The organism is Agrobacterium sp. 22-221-1, assembly GCF_053522445.1.
Window position 1 is genome coordinate 20,038 of the sequence record NZ_JBNWCL010000029.1, and the last position, 15,408, is coordinate 35,445.

Sequence of the window (15,408 nt, forward strand, 5' to 3'; positions counted from 1 at the left end):
CGTGGCCAATATCGTCAGTTACGAGAATTGCGGTGATGTCGATCTAATCGTAGACGCCGTCTATGAGGGTGAAATAGGTGGCCGACTATCGGGCGAAGCCCTTTCGAAGCTTCTGCCAGGGGTTGGCAATCAGGGCGGCTTCCGCCCCTCTGGGAGAGGGGACGACAAGAGGCTTGTCGCGCTTTACACGAGTGGTGAAGATAAAGACTGGCCCGATACTCTGGACATAAACACCGGGCAGTTCATCTACTACGGCGACAACAAGCAACCGGGTCATGAGCTTCACGACACGCAGCGCAGCGGAAATTCGATCCTTCGGCGTGTTTTTTCTTTGCTCCACACCGGCCCGCCGCAACGCTCGTTAATTCCCCCATTTTTCGTTTTCAAGAAGTATCCGACGGCGGTGAGTGCCCGATCCTTTCAGTTCAAGGGTCTAGCTGTACCTGGATTCGTGGGGTTGCCACCGACTGCCGATCTCGTCGCCGTATGGAAGACGACCGAGGGGCAGCGATTTCAGAACTATCGCGCTGTTTTTACGGTGCTCGATGCGGGGGTGATTAAAAGGGCATGGATAGACGATCTGGCTACAGGCCAATCGATGACACCCAACGCGCCGGCCGTGTGGGTCGAATGGGTGCAGCGAGGAAGATATCGAGCTCTCACCGCAGAAAGCACCACCGTCATCCGCAGCGTGGCTTCGCAGCTGCCGGAAACGCCCTTGAAGGCGTCTATACTCGAAACGATTTGGAAGCACTTCGCCGCGGCACCGATTGCCTTCGAGGCTTTCGCGGCGCGGATTTTTCAAATGTACGATCCGCGTGTGGTGATCGACGAGATTACTCGGGGCGCCATTGACGGTGGCCGTGACGCGATCGGTCGCTATCGGATCGGACTGATCGACGATCCGGTGTATGCCGAGTTTTCACTCGAAGCGAAGTGCTACAGGCCTGCGAACGGGAACGACAGCGCAAACACGGTCGGGGTCAAGGAAGTGGCGCGTCTAATTTCCAGAATCAGACATCGTGAGTTTGGTGTTCTCGTTACGACATCGGCAGTTGCGCGCCAGGCATATCAAGAAGTCCGAGAAGATCGTCATCCGATAATATTCCTATGTGGAAGGGATATCGTCGATATATTGTCGGTCAATGGTTTCAATACACCGCAGCTTGTGTCCGATCTTCTAAATAACGAATTTGCGGTGGCGGGAGGAGCGTGATGACCGACGAGGCAATCAAGGGACGTGCGGCCAACGCTTGGTTGGTTGTCGACATCAATCCGAAGCGGACGACTTTTCCTTATCCGGAATTCGTCGTCGAACTCGATGGCGAGGGCACAAGCTATAGCGCGATCGCAGAAGCAGATTGGGTTCTCGTCTGTGGGGCTGTCGGCAACGTAGAAAGAGTTGCCAGGGTCTTGCGCGTGCGCTCTGATTTGCAGCGGACGACGTTATACTTTGATAATCTGGCGATGCTCCCGACGGGCGTTTCCCTTGCAGATATCTCGATCGCATCTCACGGTACCAATGCGGTTTCTCGCCTACAATGGACGAGTTTCGCTGCTGCGCTTCCGAAACTCGGATTCGCGACGGTGGACGACGTTCCGCTCGTTCAACGCGAAGCGTACGTCCGCGAATTGCTCCAGCTCGCCGTCATAGACGATCTTCTCGGGCCCGCGAACGGGCCTCGCGAGCAAATCCTCGATATGGGCGTTCGCGATCGTTATCTCGTCGGGAAATTGGCGCCGCGGGAAACAGCTGACGGCGGCATCGAAGGTCTCGAAGGCCCCCTCGCCGACGAAGCTATCGATGAGGAAACTGACGATCTGGCGGTTCATACCGGAAGGCACGATCCGGGCGCGGAATTTGACGGGACTACGGGCCGGGTGGATGCAGAAGCGGAGGCAACCGACGAAATCGACGCCGCCAGCAACCAATCGTTAGTTCCCTCCAGCCTGGGCATGACTTTCTGCGTAGACGGCGATGTCAAAGCCATCACCGTCGAGGCGCGTTGGGGACGTTACGTGCGGGTCTACGATCACGGTCGTACAAAAACCATCAACAGGAAGCTGCGGGACGAAGAGGGCAACGTTGTCGGAGCGGAACCGGCGGAAGTGGCGATCAAGGTCTGGCAGCGCGAGCCGCGAGGCGGAACGCTGAAAATCAACCTCGAACAAGGCGTCATCGGTCACCGAGCGCCTGACGGCGAGCAAGAGGAAATACGAATCCAAGGTACTGTCAGGGGAACAAACGCGAACGGGGATCGCCTCGTCACGCTTTTCCTCGTGAACGCCCAGCAGGAGCCGGAAGAAAACAAGGACTCGGCTTGGGTCTTTCAACCGGAGCTTCACGTGCGAGCGGTGGAGGACGCGGAGGAAAAAGCGATCTTCAGGCGCCGCTCTCCCGCATCGGCAATGGACGACGAGGAGCGTCGAGCACTCGAAATGATCTACCGGCAACAGGTAGAGTTTGCGGTCGGCCACGGCGCTTCGGTGCATGCCGAAGCCGCACCGGGGAATCCGGAGAAAGCGACCGAGATTCGGACGGCGATCACGCCGAGCTATGAAGTACCCGTCACCGAAACACCGGGAGCCCGCGCCGAGGATCGGCCGGCCATGCGCGATATGGTCGAGAAGGGACATCTCGACATGGACGTTCTGGCGGCGATGTCGAAAAACGAGCTTGTGAAAGCTCTGACGGCTCTCGCCGACGACTACGGTGTTTGGATCGGTGAGCAGCAGGCGCGCATCGCCAACGAACTGCATGGCCATGAAGATCAGGCGAAAGCGGCGCTCGCACGGTGCTTGGACATCAAGTTGCGGCTGGAAGAAGGTATATCCGTTCTGGCCAATGAGGGTAACGAGAAGGCACTTGCGGCCTTCCGCATTGCGAACCGGGCGATGGCAAGCCAGCGCATTCACAGTATGTATGCGCTCTCTCGACGCCGTGGCGAAGACCGAGATCTCGCCCAGTTCGAGAAAAGACAGAACCGCTCGTGGCGCCCGTTCCAGCTCGCGTTCATCTTGCTCTCGATTCCTGCACTCGCAAACCCCGCTCACAAAGACAGGACCGAGCCGTTAGAGGCGATGGCCGACCTTCTCTGGTTCCCGACGGGCGGCGGCAAAACCGAAGCTTATTTGGGTGTTGCCGCCTTTGCGATGGCTATTCGGCGCATGCAAGGAAATTTGGGCGGCTACGACGGCTCTCGCGGATTGACCGTCATCATGCGATATACGTTGCGGCTTCTGACCTTGCAGCAGTTCCAGCGCGGTTCGACATTGATATGCGCCATGGAATTGATGCGGCAGGAAGCGGAAGCTGCAGGCGACCTATCGCTAGGAAAAGAACCCTTTACCATCGGCCTGTGGGTCGGCAACAAGGTGACGCCGGGAACGACTGCCGACAGTCACAAGGCAATCCAGGATATTCGCGATCCCGACAAATTCGATGCCGGGGGAACCTCACCGGCCCAATTGACCAGCTGCCCTTGGTGCGGATGCGAAGTATCCCCCAAGCATGATGTCGACGTCAATCAAGTCGGCAAGTACACCGCCATCTATTGCGGCGACAAAAAAGGACAGTGTGCCTTCTCGAAGGGGAAATCCTCCCAAAAGCCTCATCCCGGAATACCGGTGCTCGTCGTCGACGAAGAAATTTACCACCGTCCGCCGACCATGATGATCGCCACCGTCGATAAATTTGCATTGATGGCGTGGCGTGGCGAAGTGAGAACACTGTTCGGTAGAGCGACGACTGAATGCGCCAGGCACGGCCTGCTGTGGCCCGACGCCGACTGCACCGGCAATCACAACGCTTACAAAGGATTGCCCAAGACGACAGTCAAGAACATCGACCCGATCAGGCCTCCTGACCTGATCATTCAGGACGAGTTCCACCTCATCAGCGGGCCGCTCGGCACTATGGTCGGCCTTTACGAAACGGCCATCGACGATCTTTGCAGCTGGAAATTCGAAGGACGCGTTGTGAAACCCAAGATCGTCGCTTCCACGGCGACGGTTCGCAAAGCGGCAGAGCAGGTGAACAACGTTTTCATGCGCCGCGTCGCCGTATTTCCACCGCACGGCGTAGACGTATCGGACAACTTCTTCTCCATCCAACGTCCGATATCGATGCTCGCAGGAAGGCGCTACATCGGCGTCTGCTCGCCGGGAAGCTCCCGACCGGCTATGCTCATCCGCGTCTACACAGCATTCCTCACGGCTTCGCAAGCGCTTTTCGACCGTTTTGGACAGGCGGCCGACCCCTATTTGACGACGGTCGGCTACTTCAATTCTTTGCGTGAACTCGGAGGTATGCGCCGCCTCGCCGAGGACGACGTTCAGACGCGTGCCTACCGCGTGAAAATGAGCGATGTCGACAGACCGGGCCTAGAGCAGCGCAGCGTGAAGAACATTCGAGAACTCACCTCGCGTGTTTCGAGCCGTGATATCCCGAAGTATCTCGATCAACTCGAAATCAAATTCAAAGCTGAATTCGATCCCGCCCAAGGGCGGTACGTAACGCAATGGGAAGATGGTGAAACGCACGCGATCGACGTCGTCTTGGCGACGAACATGCTGTCGGTCGGCGTAGACGTAAACCGGCTCGGTCTGATGGTGGTGAACGGGCAGCCGAAAGGAACGGCCGAGTACATCCAGGCGACAAGTCGCGTGGGACGTTCGTCACCTGGCCTCGTGTGCACAGTGTTGACATGGGCTCGTCCGCGCGACCTCTCGCATTACGAGACTTTCGAACATTACCACGCGACCTTCTACAAACACGTCGAAGCACAGTCGGTAACGCCATTTTCGCCGCGCGCTATGGATCGCGGATTGACGGGCACGCTTCTCAGTCTGATGCGGCTCGACAACGCACCATTCAACCCCAATCCCGGTGCGGGTGCTCTGGACAAGCCCGATCGCAAAGAAGCTACTACGGCGCGTGATCTTCTGGTCGACCGCGCCTGGAACATATCGCACGAGGCTGAAATTCGCGATCTCGCAATGACGGAATTGAAAGAACGCCTGGACGAGTGGGCCACCGAAGCGGGCAAAGGCGGGCGCACTCTTGCTTACGAGAAGAAGGGGCCCGACAAGGCCACGACATATCCGCTGCTGCGCCGTCCGGGCATTCAAGCTTGGGACAATTTCACTGTTCCTATGTCGATGCGAGAGGTGGAGCCAGGCGTTCGCCTCGTTATGAGTACGGCGCGTTTCGGCAGTAGTGATCCAGGATGGAGACCCCAGGCAACGGATAAAGACGACACTGGAGGTGCAGCATGATCGGAGAGAAAACGCCTGTCGGCGAAGTGCGCCCCAGCCAATTGCTTTGGACTTATGGTCCCGGCGCTTTGATCGACTTGCCTAGCCTGTCGGTGGTGACACTCGGCATTGATCGCTGGGAGCTAGACCGCTGCTCTCCGGTCGAAGAGGCGCGCCTTCTCGCTGCTGTTCGCAGAGAATTGGGACCGCAAGTCGAAAGTCTGCGAAGGCCACCGTTCCGCAAAGACGACAATGTCGATCCCTTTTCGGCTGAAGCCTTTGTCGGCGTGCCTGTGCGGCCATTTCCCCGATGGCTCCGCTGCGTCAAATGTGGACTTTTATCGCCGTACGACCTCGGCCTTTTCGAATGCAAGGAACACAGGTTCAGGCCCGAGCGAACGCGCTTCATTCACAAAGATTGTAAAGGATCGAAAGGCGATCAGCCAGCCAAAGACGCCGACGCCGTTCCAGCACGTTTCCTGCTCGCCTGCCGTGGAGGCCATCTAGACGATTTTCCGTGGCACTATTTTGTTCACAACGGTCCCTCGGAATGCAAAGGCATCCTCCGCTTCTATGAAAGCGGCGCTTCGCTGCAGACCGAAAACCTTTGGGTGAAGTGTGACGAGTGTTCCGCGTCTCGCAACATGGCACAGGCTTTCGGGAAAGCGGGCCAGGACAATCTTCCTTGTTGCCGTGGACGTCATCCGCACCTCGATCACTACGACGCCAAATGCAAAGAGCAAGCCCGCGCCGTACTTCTCGGTGCGACCAATAGCTGGTTTCCGATCACTCTATCCGCGCTGGCTATTCCGCTGACGAGGGACCCCGTTCGACAGCTCGTGCAGGACGGTTGGGACTATTTCGCTGAAATGGAGTCCGAGGTCGAGGTAGCCATAACCGTCAAAACGCTGAAGAAGACGGGGGCGCTACCGGGTATCGACAAGCATCTGCCGAAGGCCATCTGGGAGGCAATCCAGTCGATAAAATCCGGCGGGGGCGACGAAGGCGTAACGGAAGCGGATATCAAGGGCCCTGAATGGGCCGTGCTCACGGACCCGCATCCGCCGACCGACTGGCCTCATTTCCTGAGTAAACCGACGGCCGCGCCTAAAGGCTTCGAAAAGCGATTCACGAGCGTTTTGTTGCTCGAAAGACTGCGCGAGGTCAACGCATTGCTGGGCTTCACAAGGGTAGAGGCACCCGAAGAGACGGCGAATCCGGACGAGAAAGCCCCACGCGCAGGTCTGTGTAGAGGTGCGCCGACATGGGTCCCGGCGACCGAAGTACACGGAGAGGGCATATTTATCAGGTTAGACGAAGACGCTGTCGCAAGTTGGGAGGCGCTACCCGCCGTCCAGGCGCGTAACGCGAAACTGGTCGCCGGCCATCGAGGCTGGCGCAATGCACGAAAACTCGATCCTGCGGAAGGCTATCCAGGCATTCGCTACGCGCTGCTTCATAGCCTTTCGCATCTGCTCATAAGGGAACTGGCGCTCGAATGCGGGTACAACGCGGCGAGCATTCGCGAACGTATCTATGCCGACACGGAGAATGGTGAGCGCCAGGCAGGGATATTGATCTATACGGCGGCCGCAGACTCGGACGGCACGCTCGGTGGACTTGTGGACCTCGGAAAGCCGGACAGTCTCGGCCGGCTCCTCAAGCAGGCGCTAGACCGGGCTTCCATATGTTCGTCCGACCCGCTTTGCGCGGAGCACGATCCTCAGGACGATCGTTCTCTACATGCGGCTGCTTGCCATGCTTGCTCGTTCGTTTCCGAAACCTCGTGCGAGAAAGGTAACCGCTACCTAGACCGCACACTCCTCGTACCGACGCTCGAAGTTTCGGACGCGGCGTTTTTCGAGTAGGCGCAATGCAAGCGTTCCTCGATGCAGTCATAGACCTCGTCGCCAACAGTCCGCCGGACAAAGTCAGTCAGCTGGCTTCTGCCGTCCGCCGAATCCATTCCGCCGCCGAGGGCGGCCTCCTCGACGGTTGGTCGGCCAGTCCCGCCGCGCACGCCCGATTGTTGGCCCTTGTCAATGCATGGAAGGCTACCGACGTCCCTTCATCCGAACTCGCAGGTATGCTCTTGGGAGCCGCCGCCGCTTATAATCAAGCGCGAGCGGAACAAGAAGTAGAGCTGGTTTGGACAGGTCCGTCGAGTAAGCTGATAGCGACGCGAAAGACAGAGCAAGCCCTTCTCCAGGTAATAGACGCCGCAAAGCACCGTTTATTTATTACTAGCTTTGTGGCCTATGACGTCGCGTCTATCATGGCGACGCTCAAGCGTGCCAGCGACAGAGGGGTGGCGATATCGATGTTGCTCGAAGCAAGCGAAAAGCACGGAGGAACTGTTTCGATCGACGCCATAAGCAAGATGAAGGCGGCGCTGTCGGCGGCAAGGGTTTATACGTGGTCCGAGAAGGATGGGGGCTTTGCGGGTGGCAAGGTTCACGCGAAGGTCGCTGTCACCGACGAACAGTTCTGTTTCATTTCGAGCGCAAATCTCACCGGGCACGCGATGGAAAAGAATATGGAAGCAGGCGTTCTCGTCAGAGGCGGTGCGACGCCACGCGATCTTCATCGCCATTTGGAGGCCCTTGTGACCACACACGTCATAGCGATGGTTTGAATGGACACTGTCGACTCGCACACCAGGTCCAAAATCATGGCGAGCGTCGGTCAGAAGAATACCGGCGCCGAGATGTTATTGAGACGAGCGCTGCACCGAAAAGGGTTGAGGTATAGACTTCACGATCGGTCTCTGCCCGGGAGTCCGGATATCGTTTTCCCGCGCTTCAAGGCGGTCTTGTTCGTCCATGGATGCTACTGGCATTCACACGGATGTTATCGTTCCACAGTTCCCAAGAGCAGGCGTGAATTTTGGACCGACAAATTCGCGACAAACCGTTCGCGTGACGAACGTAGCGGAAAGCTTCTCGTCACCGAAGGCTGGAGAGTTTTGACCGTCTGGGAGTGTGCTTTGCGGGGAAAATCGTCATCACCGGCCGGAGAAATAGCGGATGCGGTTTGGGATTGGCTCCAGTCCGAAGCTCAGATTGGCGAGATAGAGGGGCGAACGGTGGAGACCATACCGGCCGCGTTCCGGTAGGTGGCAGATATGCTCGAACGTAAAGGATAGCCTGTGCCGACATTCGACGAGGTGGCCGGGTCGCTTGACCAGATCATGGGTGTGAAGGCGGTATGGGGCCGCTCTTCGGAACCCGTGATGTGTTTCGGATCGCGGGGCGACGAGGCTCTAAAGGACCCTGGCCACTTCCAGCAGGCGTGCGTGACCGCGAAGAAGGCTATCCCGCAGCCCTACCTCGTCACCATTGGGGGCGGCGCCGAAGTCGGATCAGAGCTTCGCGGTCGAGTTCTCGAACTCGTGAGGGTGACGGGGGTCTACGGAGAAACCAAAGCTTTCGTCCGCGATCCCGATCTCATAACGCGACTTACACAGTGGCCGGTGGCTGTCGTGCTTTCGGAAGTCTACCGAATCGAGGGCGCGCCGCGGCTGATCGAGGACCTTGGCTTCGCGGACAAAAACATCCTCAACAACGCATACGATGGCGTGCGGCGCGACGATACGTACATGGCGCAGCTCTGGAGCGCCTTGCGTTCGGTCGAGGTTACGCGGCGCTGGGAAGTGCCGCCGCTGCCGGGCTTTCGCGATCCCGGCAAAGTTCAGCTCTGCAGTTCGCTTTATCCTAACGTTCCGGCAGGGTCGGCGGAAGGAAAGCGCATCAGAAAAGAGATGCTCGATAAAGAGCGCGACCCGAAGCTTGCCAGGGCGGTGAAAGAAGCCAACCGTGCTCGTAATGGGGGCGTGATCGTCTGCGAGGGATGTGATTTCACCGATGAAAGTGGCGCCTTGTTCGATGCCCATCATCGTGATCCCTTGGGTAAGGGGTCACGCTGGAGCTGTTTTGAAAGCTTTGCGGTCTTATGTCCGACATGTCATCGCTGGTGCCATCACAAGGCCGTCGATATACTGCAGCCTCTTGTAATCCCGATCTTGCGAGCGGCGCGGTATACGCCCGTTCCGCTCCAAGCGACAGCGTCTAAAAACTGACGTTCGGGGCGCACCTTTGCAGGTTAGGCTTTAGGAAGCTGCACCCACTGCGTATCTCGCCCTATAGAGGCACAAGATGAGGCCCGGAAACGCGCCGCCAATGCAGCTTTACTTCTCATCCGGCGCCTTCGACCTCTAGGGTGAGGCGACCGGCCACGTCAGGCGAAGCAGGCCAACTTGGCCGGGCGTGGCGGCCCGCCGGCCGGCTTGTCCAAAAAATCGCCGGATATTGACTTGCAACTGCCGGGCGGGCAGACTTTGCAGGTGCACGTGAGTAGAAGGCGACGCCTGGTACCTCGAATACAGTCGCCACAAAAGAAATCCAGCGCCAGTTTTACTGGAAATGCTGAGAAATCCCGGAAACAACATTGGAGAACGTGCGATGCACGATGCCGATACGTTTGCGCGGATGCCAGCGCTGGAGTCGACCGCTGAGCCGCCGCACATTGAAGTGCTGCTTCATACGTTCGAGAAGGAACGCGAAGCCGTTTACAGGCAAGAGGTATATCTTGTCCGGGATAACGGTGCGGTCTCCAGATGCGCGCGGCCGCAAGCCCGAAGCCGGCGCTTAGACGAAGTCTGGACACTCGGAACGTTCAATAAACATTCAGGCTATTTCGAAATCGCCGGGCATGTCGTCCACAGGATTGTCGCAACGGCCTTCCACGGAGCTAGACCTACGCCGGATCATGTCGTGGATCACATCGACAGCAATAGGCTGAACAACCGCGCAGAAAACCTGCGTTGGGTGACAAGGCTCGAGAACATACTTCTCAATCCCATTACCCGTGCGAGGATCGAAATCGCGTACGGATCGCTGGAAGCTTTTTTCAAGAACCCAAGTGCTTGCTTCATTCCCAAGTGGGATTGGATGAGAGTCGTTACGAAGGAACAGGCGGAGGAGAGCCGTAAACGTCTGCGGGCGTGGGCCGAGAAAGGACAGGTACGCGGAGGCGGTTCGTTGGGTGACTGGCTTTACGAGCCGATGGGTCAATCTTTGCCTACGCTGGGGGTGCATGACAACGCTCTGCTGATGGCTGCTCAGCGGGAGGCACTCGACGTCCCGACCTTTACAACGCCACTGATCGACCGCGATGTGCGGCGCCCCGGCGCTGTTTTGAAACGAGCGGTTTTAGAGCCCGAATCGCTAGATACGCCGTCGCTTACGCCGAATGCGTTCCAGCGTAAATGGCGGACACCGACTGAATTTCCAAATTGTCCTGAAACATCAACCGGAAATGCTGTGACTAACTATTTGGAGCGGCTTACACGCGGCGCCGTATTTGCCCGCAATTGCTATGGAGAGAACATCGTTGTTGAAGCGGCGACCGGTCCCGGCAATATCATTTCTATCGTGTGCAGTGCGCCGCCGGATAGCGTAAAGGGTTGGACCCATGCCAAGGTCTATTGCGGCGGGCAAGCGTTCTGCCACGAATCCGGAGGCACGTTCTTCTCGAACGAGGGAGCGATGAAAGCGCATTGTATAACGATCGGCGCTCCTTATGACGCTTATGAAGATTCGATCGACGACTATTGTTAGGGGGTAATGATGGGCGCTTTTATTTGTCTAGGCTGGGGCTCGCTGATCTGGTGTCAGAAGACATTGCCGGTTTCGGGGGCATGGCAGGCCGATGGCCCTGACCTGCCGTTGGAGTTTGCCCGAGAATCTCGGGACCGACGGATCACGCTCGTCATTTGTGAGGGCGCCCCTACCGTTACAACGCTCTGGGCTCGTCTGAATGTTTCCAGCCTCGACGCCGCCAAGCAGGCGCTCGCCAGTCGTGAAGGCGTGACGGCTGGCAATGTCAAGTACAGCATCGGCGCATGGAGTCCGGCAGGAGCCACGGATCACCACGGCGCGGTGACCATCGGCGAATGGGCGTCAGGACGCGATATTGCCGGTGTCGTGTGGACCGCCCTCAAGCCGAAAATCGGAAACGACTATCGTGTTCCCACGCAGGAGGAAGTGACTAGTCACCTGAGAGGATTGCAGGGCCTAGAACGGGATGTTGCTGAAGAATATGTTCGCCTCGCTCCGCGCCAAATAGTAACACCCTATCGCGTTGCAATAGAAGGTACTCTCGGTTGGACTGCTTCCGGACTGGTTTGAACCGAAGACGCGCGCCCAAAAAAATTTGACGAATCGAATTACTGCGAAAGAAATGAAATGGCCAAGAAAAAGAAAACGGTTCCTGGGTCAATTTTGGGAAACCGTGCGCGCGAGCAAATCGAATTAGAGGTTGTCTCCACGCAAGCGCGCCTCCAATTCACGCGTCTGCTCCGCAAAGGTATCCGTGCCCGCAATTCAGAGGACGCCCATCAGATCGAACTCATTCGGATGAACAGGATCATCAACAAAGCCAACACGGTATTGGGCCGACCAATATATGTATTGGAGATGGGTGATTGGGATTACGAGCCTGCAGAATACGCTTGGCATAATGGTGAGTTCGAGCTGATCATGCGCCGTCCTGACACTCCGCAACTAATCGAGATTTTGGTCGACCTTGTAGAAGATGAAGCACTCAGTTTGCGGGACGTAAATGCGATCCTGGAAAACGATCGGTCAGGAATTCGCCTTGAGGACGATCACGATACCACAACGGTCTCGCTGATTGACGTTGCCGATCTCCCCGATGAGCCGATCAGCCCCGACGATCATGTGAATGTCCGAAAATTGTTCGAGCGAATGGATCGGGCGATGCAAGATAAGGACTGGTCGCTCGTACTTCACACTGCAGCCTCGATTTTCGAGACCGTAGCCAAGCAGGTGGTTGCCAACCCAAATATCCAGAACCAAAGCCTCGGAGGTTGGTTTGGCCAATATCGCAAGCATTCTCAGCTTTCGACCCCTTTGCTCGACGTAATGGAGGATATTTTCAAGCGGCGCAATATCGAGCCCCTGGCCGGACATGGGTCTGTTTTTGACGCGTCGATTACCCAGGAAGACGCCGTGCAAATTCGGGAATTGACAATCGCGGTCGTCCGGCTGGAGCGAACCCTGGCCACAATATCCCAAAGCCCGCCAGTGAAAGCGAAAGCAAAAGGGAAGTAAAGGCAGCTTGATCGTCCGGGGGAAACACAGGGATTTGCAGTGGATTTGATAGATGGCTCGGTCATCGGCGTAGATGTGGGGTGTTCTACAACACGGCGATCAAGTGCGGTATGTCGACTTGACTGGACGAGCGCCGCCATCTCTTGGGAAATCATGCGGTTCCGTGCAGTGGAACCGGAACGTGAAAACTTCCTCGCGCAAGTCGTAGGCGGTCGGCCGATAGTCGCAGCGGCTTTCGATGGCCCGATTCGGCGAGGCTTCGAAATCATTGGCCGCTATCGGACAGCGGAGCGGATGCTGACGCGCCGCTTACGTCCTTTGATCGGTAAACCTGGGCAATCCAGCGCGCCTGTCGGCAAGTTGCTGAACCACCACGCCAACGAATGCGTTCGTCATCTCGTCAGAAATTCCGATCTGCAACGGGCGCAACACGCCGTACCGATAGATGACAAGGCGCTGGTAGAGGCGTTTCCGAGTTCGTTTCTTGGTATGATGATCAAGGACCCGGTACGCCTTGCGGCCCGTCGAGGCGATCGATCCGATATCTTTTTCCAGCACCTCGCGACGACCGGCATCTTGCACACGCTTGTCGAACACTGTCTGCCGGGCCGGCAATTGACACAGAACCTGAGCGGCATCGTCAATCACGATGACCGGGCGGCATTTATCTGCGCGTTGTCGGCGCTTTGTGTCGCGACCGGCGATTTCGTTGCAACCGGTGACGATGACGGCTGGATTATTCTGCCGCCGCGGCAGTTCATTCAAGCAGAGCAATGGGCGCTACTCGAACTTAACGCGGGAGAGGAGGCAGGGGTGGCTCTGCATATTTCAAAGCCTATGAAATTATAGAGAGATCTCACTGATATAATGGTGCCCATTTTCATCTCTTCCGGCGCGCCATAATTTCAATAGGTTACATTGACGTGCTGTTACCGCCTGCTTCAGCAGGAAGCGTATGGAAGGCACATGCAACGCGCAGAAACAGATCGCACCAAGGCGTGGCGCATGCCGCGCCCGCCGTTCCGTTAGTGACTGACAGCCTGTAGCCGATTGCAAGCATCGTGAATGGCTGGACGTCATCCGCGCGGTGGAGAACCAAATTGAGCAGCGGCGATCCCATCAAATGCTTTCAGTCAACCTATTTTGGAGGGAATTAGAGGGCTATAGCGTAGACATAGTTCTCATCTTCACCCGGTGCGGCGCGCCATCAACATGCAGCGAAATCAATCACTTAGACCTGAAAATTGGGCTTTTTTACCAGTTTGCTACGAACTTTGCTACGAACTCGCTGTAGCAAAGAGCGAAGTTTCCGTTTGCGTTGAGCCAAACGCCATCCAAACGATCACGAATAATATCGCATTATCAAGTAACTAATCCGACTTGTTTTGAAAACATATTCCTGATTTGGTCTTGTTTTGAGATTTTATTGCTATAATTTTGCATTTCTGTGTTGACTTATCGCGATATATAAGTAAATTTATAGCAATCTGAATAATCGCTCGAAAAAACGGCGCTTAATTCACGGATAAATCCGAAACATTTTGAAATCAATTTTGATGTTGCTTCAAATTGAAGTGGCTTCTTTGCACATATTTGAAAGGAAACATAACATGGAGAAGAATTGCAACCTCATGCTTAGAGGCAAAACCTATTATCTACGGATATGTGTGCCGCGCATGCATCAGAGCCGGTTGGGCAAGGAAATCTGGAAGAGCCTTAAAACATCGAATCGGGATGTTGCTCACATCCTGTCGGGAAAACATATCAGCGAATACCACGCTCGTTTGGATTCCCTCGGTCTTGCGGTGGACGATCTGAATCTCGTCAAGGCTCGGGAAGCCGCAGAGGCTTTGGGAAGCGATTACGTTACTGCCGCTAAATTGAAGCAGCAAGCCACGCCCGAACTTCTCACAACTTTGCTGGACGCAATATCGACTTTACAGGCAATCAAGAGTCCTACTGACGCACAGGTAATCGTTATGGGCGGAGCGATACCTGAGCAATTGAGCCTCGATGAGATGCTAACTCGGTACAAGGAACTAGCAGATGCCAAATGGCTCGACCTTGATGATCGGGCGCGGGACAAGAAATGGAACCGGTATGCAAATCCGGTTGCAGATTTCAAAGCCATCATGGGCGATATGGACGTTCTCCAAATCAAACCCAAGCACGCTTTCGACTATGCCATCGCACTTGGAAAACGGGTTAAGGCTGGAGAGATAAAGAGCGAGACTGCGAAAAAGAAGTTACTCTTCTTATCTGCGATGATCCGCAAGGCGTTTCAGGCGGATTTCCCTGATCGGATAAATCCATTCGCAAATGCCAGCATCGATTATGATGGCGACAAATCTACCCGCAAGCCGTTCACTGAAACGGAAATTGCGGCTGTTACCAAACGACTTGAACAATCGGATGCCAATGACCAGTTGGTAGCAATCCTTCAGATCGCACAGAATACCGGCGCTCATGCGAAGGAAATTTGCCTGCTCTCCGGCAGCGATATTGTTCTTGATGCTCCAGTCCCGTTCATTCGCATCGACGTGAACGAAAATCGAAAGCGACTGAAAACGGGTGGCGCTCGTCATCGCGAGATTCCGCTAGTTGGGATTGCTTTGGAAGCTGCCAAGCGCCATCCAACCGGATTTCCTCGCTACTGCCGCCCTAATGGCTCTGAAGCTCTTTCATCGGCAGCGAACAAGATCCTCCAGTCAGTCGCTCCGGGCAAGACCACATACTCGTTCAGACACCGACTGGTAGACCGCTTGAGAGACGTAGACGGGGTCGAAGACAGCTTGCTTAAGGCGATCATCGGACACAACGGTGGAATGACTGCCGGTTATGGGGCGGGCTTCACCTTAGAGAAAAAACTGGCAGCGCTTCAGAAGGCGCTTGCCAACACATGAACATCAACAACAAACAAACTGACCTTGCCCCCAAGTTTTATCCAGTTTTGAGTTCGCTCCAGCGGTTTTGGGTTGCTGTATTCGGGGCGGTAGCGGCGGGGTGCGGTGCGGAGCCA

At 56.2% G+C, this 15,408-nt stretch carries 11 protein-coding genes; all 11 read left to right on the forward strand.

From position 1 onward, the window contains the following. Position 1: 1 nt before the first annotated feature. Entirely contained in the window at positions 2-1,216 is a 1,215-nt protein-coding gene (locus ACQZ5N_RS25595) for a restriction endonuclease (RefSeq protein WP_448734479.1), read from the forward strand. Continuing rightward, on the forward strand, positions 1,216-5,277 hold the full coding sequence (gene drmA, locus ACQZ5N_RS25600) for a DISARM system helicase DrmA (protein WP_448734480.1): 4,062 nt from the start codon (positions 1,216-1,218) through the stop codon (positions 5,275-5,277). The genes ACQZ5N_RS25595 and drmA overlap by 1 nt, the downstream gene beginning before the upstream one ends. Beyond that, positions 5,274-7,124 (forward strand): DrmB family protein, encoded by a 1,851-nt coding sequence (gene drmB, locus ACQZ5N_RS25605; RefSeq protein ID WP_448734481.1) that lies wholly within the window; start codon positions 5,274-5,276, stop codon positions 7,122-7,124. Before drmA ends, drmB begins: the two co-directional genes overlap by 4 nt. Positions 7,125-7,129: 5 nt before the next feature. Further along, positions 7,130-7,891, forward strand: a complete 762-nt coding sequence (drmC, locus tag ACQZ5N_RS25610) for a DISARM system phospholipase D-like protein DrmC (protein WP_448734482.1) — start codon at positions 7,130-7,132, stop codon at positions 7,889-7,891. Beyond that, positions 7,892-8,371 carry a very short patch repair endonuclease gene (locus tag ACQZ5N_RS25615; protein WP_448734483.1) on the forward strand — a complete coding sequence of 160 codons (480 nt, stop codon included), beginning with the start codon at positions 7,892-7,894 and terminating at the stop codon, positions 8,369-8,371. Positions 8,372-8,404: 33 nt separating this feature from the next. Then, a complete protein-coding gene (locus tag ACQZ5N_RS25620) occupies positions 8,405-9,334 on the forward strand; it encodes a hypothetical protein (protein WP_448734484.1) in 930 nt (309 codons plus the stop codon). A gap of 382 nt (positions 9,335-9,716) precedes the next feature. Beyond that, a complete protein-coding gene (locus ACQZ5N_RS25625; protein ID WP_448734485.1) occupies positions 9,717-10,874 on the forward strand; it encodes an HNH endonuclease signature motif containing protein in 1,158 nt (385 codons plus the stop codon). A 9-nt stretch (positions 10,875-10,883) separates the two neighbouring features. Next, on the forward strand, positions 10,884-11,444 hold the full coding sequence (locus ACQZ5N_RS25630) for a hypothetical protein (RefSeq protein WP_448734486.1): 561 nt from the start codon (positions 10,884-10,886) through the stop codon (positions 11,442-11,444). 57 nt (positions 11,445-11,501) lie between these two features. After that, complete coding sequence (locus ACQZ5N_RS25635; protein ID WP_448734487.1) at positions 11,502-12,389, forward strand: hypothetical protein; 888 nt, start codon at positions 11,502-11,504, stop codon at positions 12,387-12,389. A gap of 39 nt (positions 12,390-12,428) precedes the next feature. Further along, positions 12,429-13,238: a hypothetical protein gene (locus ACQZ5N_RS25640; RefSeq protein ID WP_448734488.1), complete on the forward strand. Its 810-nt coding sequence runs from the start codon at positions 12,429-12,431 to the stop codon at positions 13,236-13,238. A 761-nt stretch (positions 13,239-13,999) separates the two neighbouring features. Next, a complete protein-coding gene (locus ACQZ5N_RS25645) occupies positions 14,000-15,292 on the forward strand; it encodes a DUF6538 domain-containing protein (protein ID WP_448734489.1) in 1,293 nt (430 codons plus the stop codon). Positions 15,293-15,408 lie beyond the last annotated feature (116 nt).

Excerpts from the sequence above, each read along its gene's own strand:
- drmA (WP_448734480.1), top strand. The coding sequence starts at position 1,216 with ATGACCGACGAGGCAATCAAGGGACGTGCGGCCAACGCTTGGTTGGTT.
- drmB (WP_448734481.1), top strand. The coding sequence starts at position 5,274 with ATGATCGGAGAGAAAACGCCTGTCGGCGAAGTGCGCCCCAGCCAATTG.
- drmC (WP_448734482.1), top strand. The coding sequence starts at position 7,130 with ATGCAAGCGTTCCTCGATGCAGTCATAGACCTCGTCGCCAACAGTCCG.
- ACQZ5N_RS25615 (WP_448734483.1), top strand. The coding sequence starts at position 7,892 with ATGGACACTGTCGACTCGCACACCAGGTCCAAAATCATGGCGAGCGTC.
- ACQZ5N_RS25625 (WP_448734485.1), top strand. The coding sequence starts at position 9,717 with ATGCACGATGCCGATACGTTTGCGCGGATGCCAGCGCTGGAGTCGACC.
- ACQZ5N_RS25630 (WP_448734486.1), top strand. The coding sequence starts at position 10,884 with ATGGGCGCTTTTATTTGTCTAGGCTGGGGCTCGCTGATCTGGTGTCAG.
- ACQZ5N_RS25635 (WP_448734487.1), top strand. The coding sequence starts at position 11,502 with ATGGCCAAGAAAAAGAAAACGGTTCCTGGGTCAATTTTGGGAAACCGT.
- ACQZ5N_RS25645 (WP_448734489.1), top strand. The coding sequence starts at position 14,000 with ATGGAGAAGAATTGCAACCTCATGCTTAGAGGCAAAACCTATTATCTA.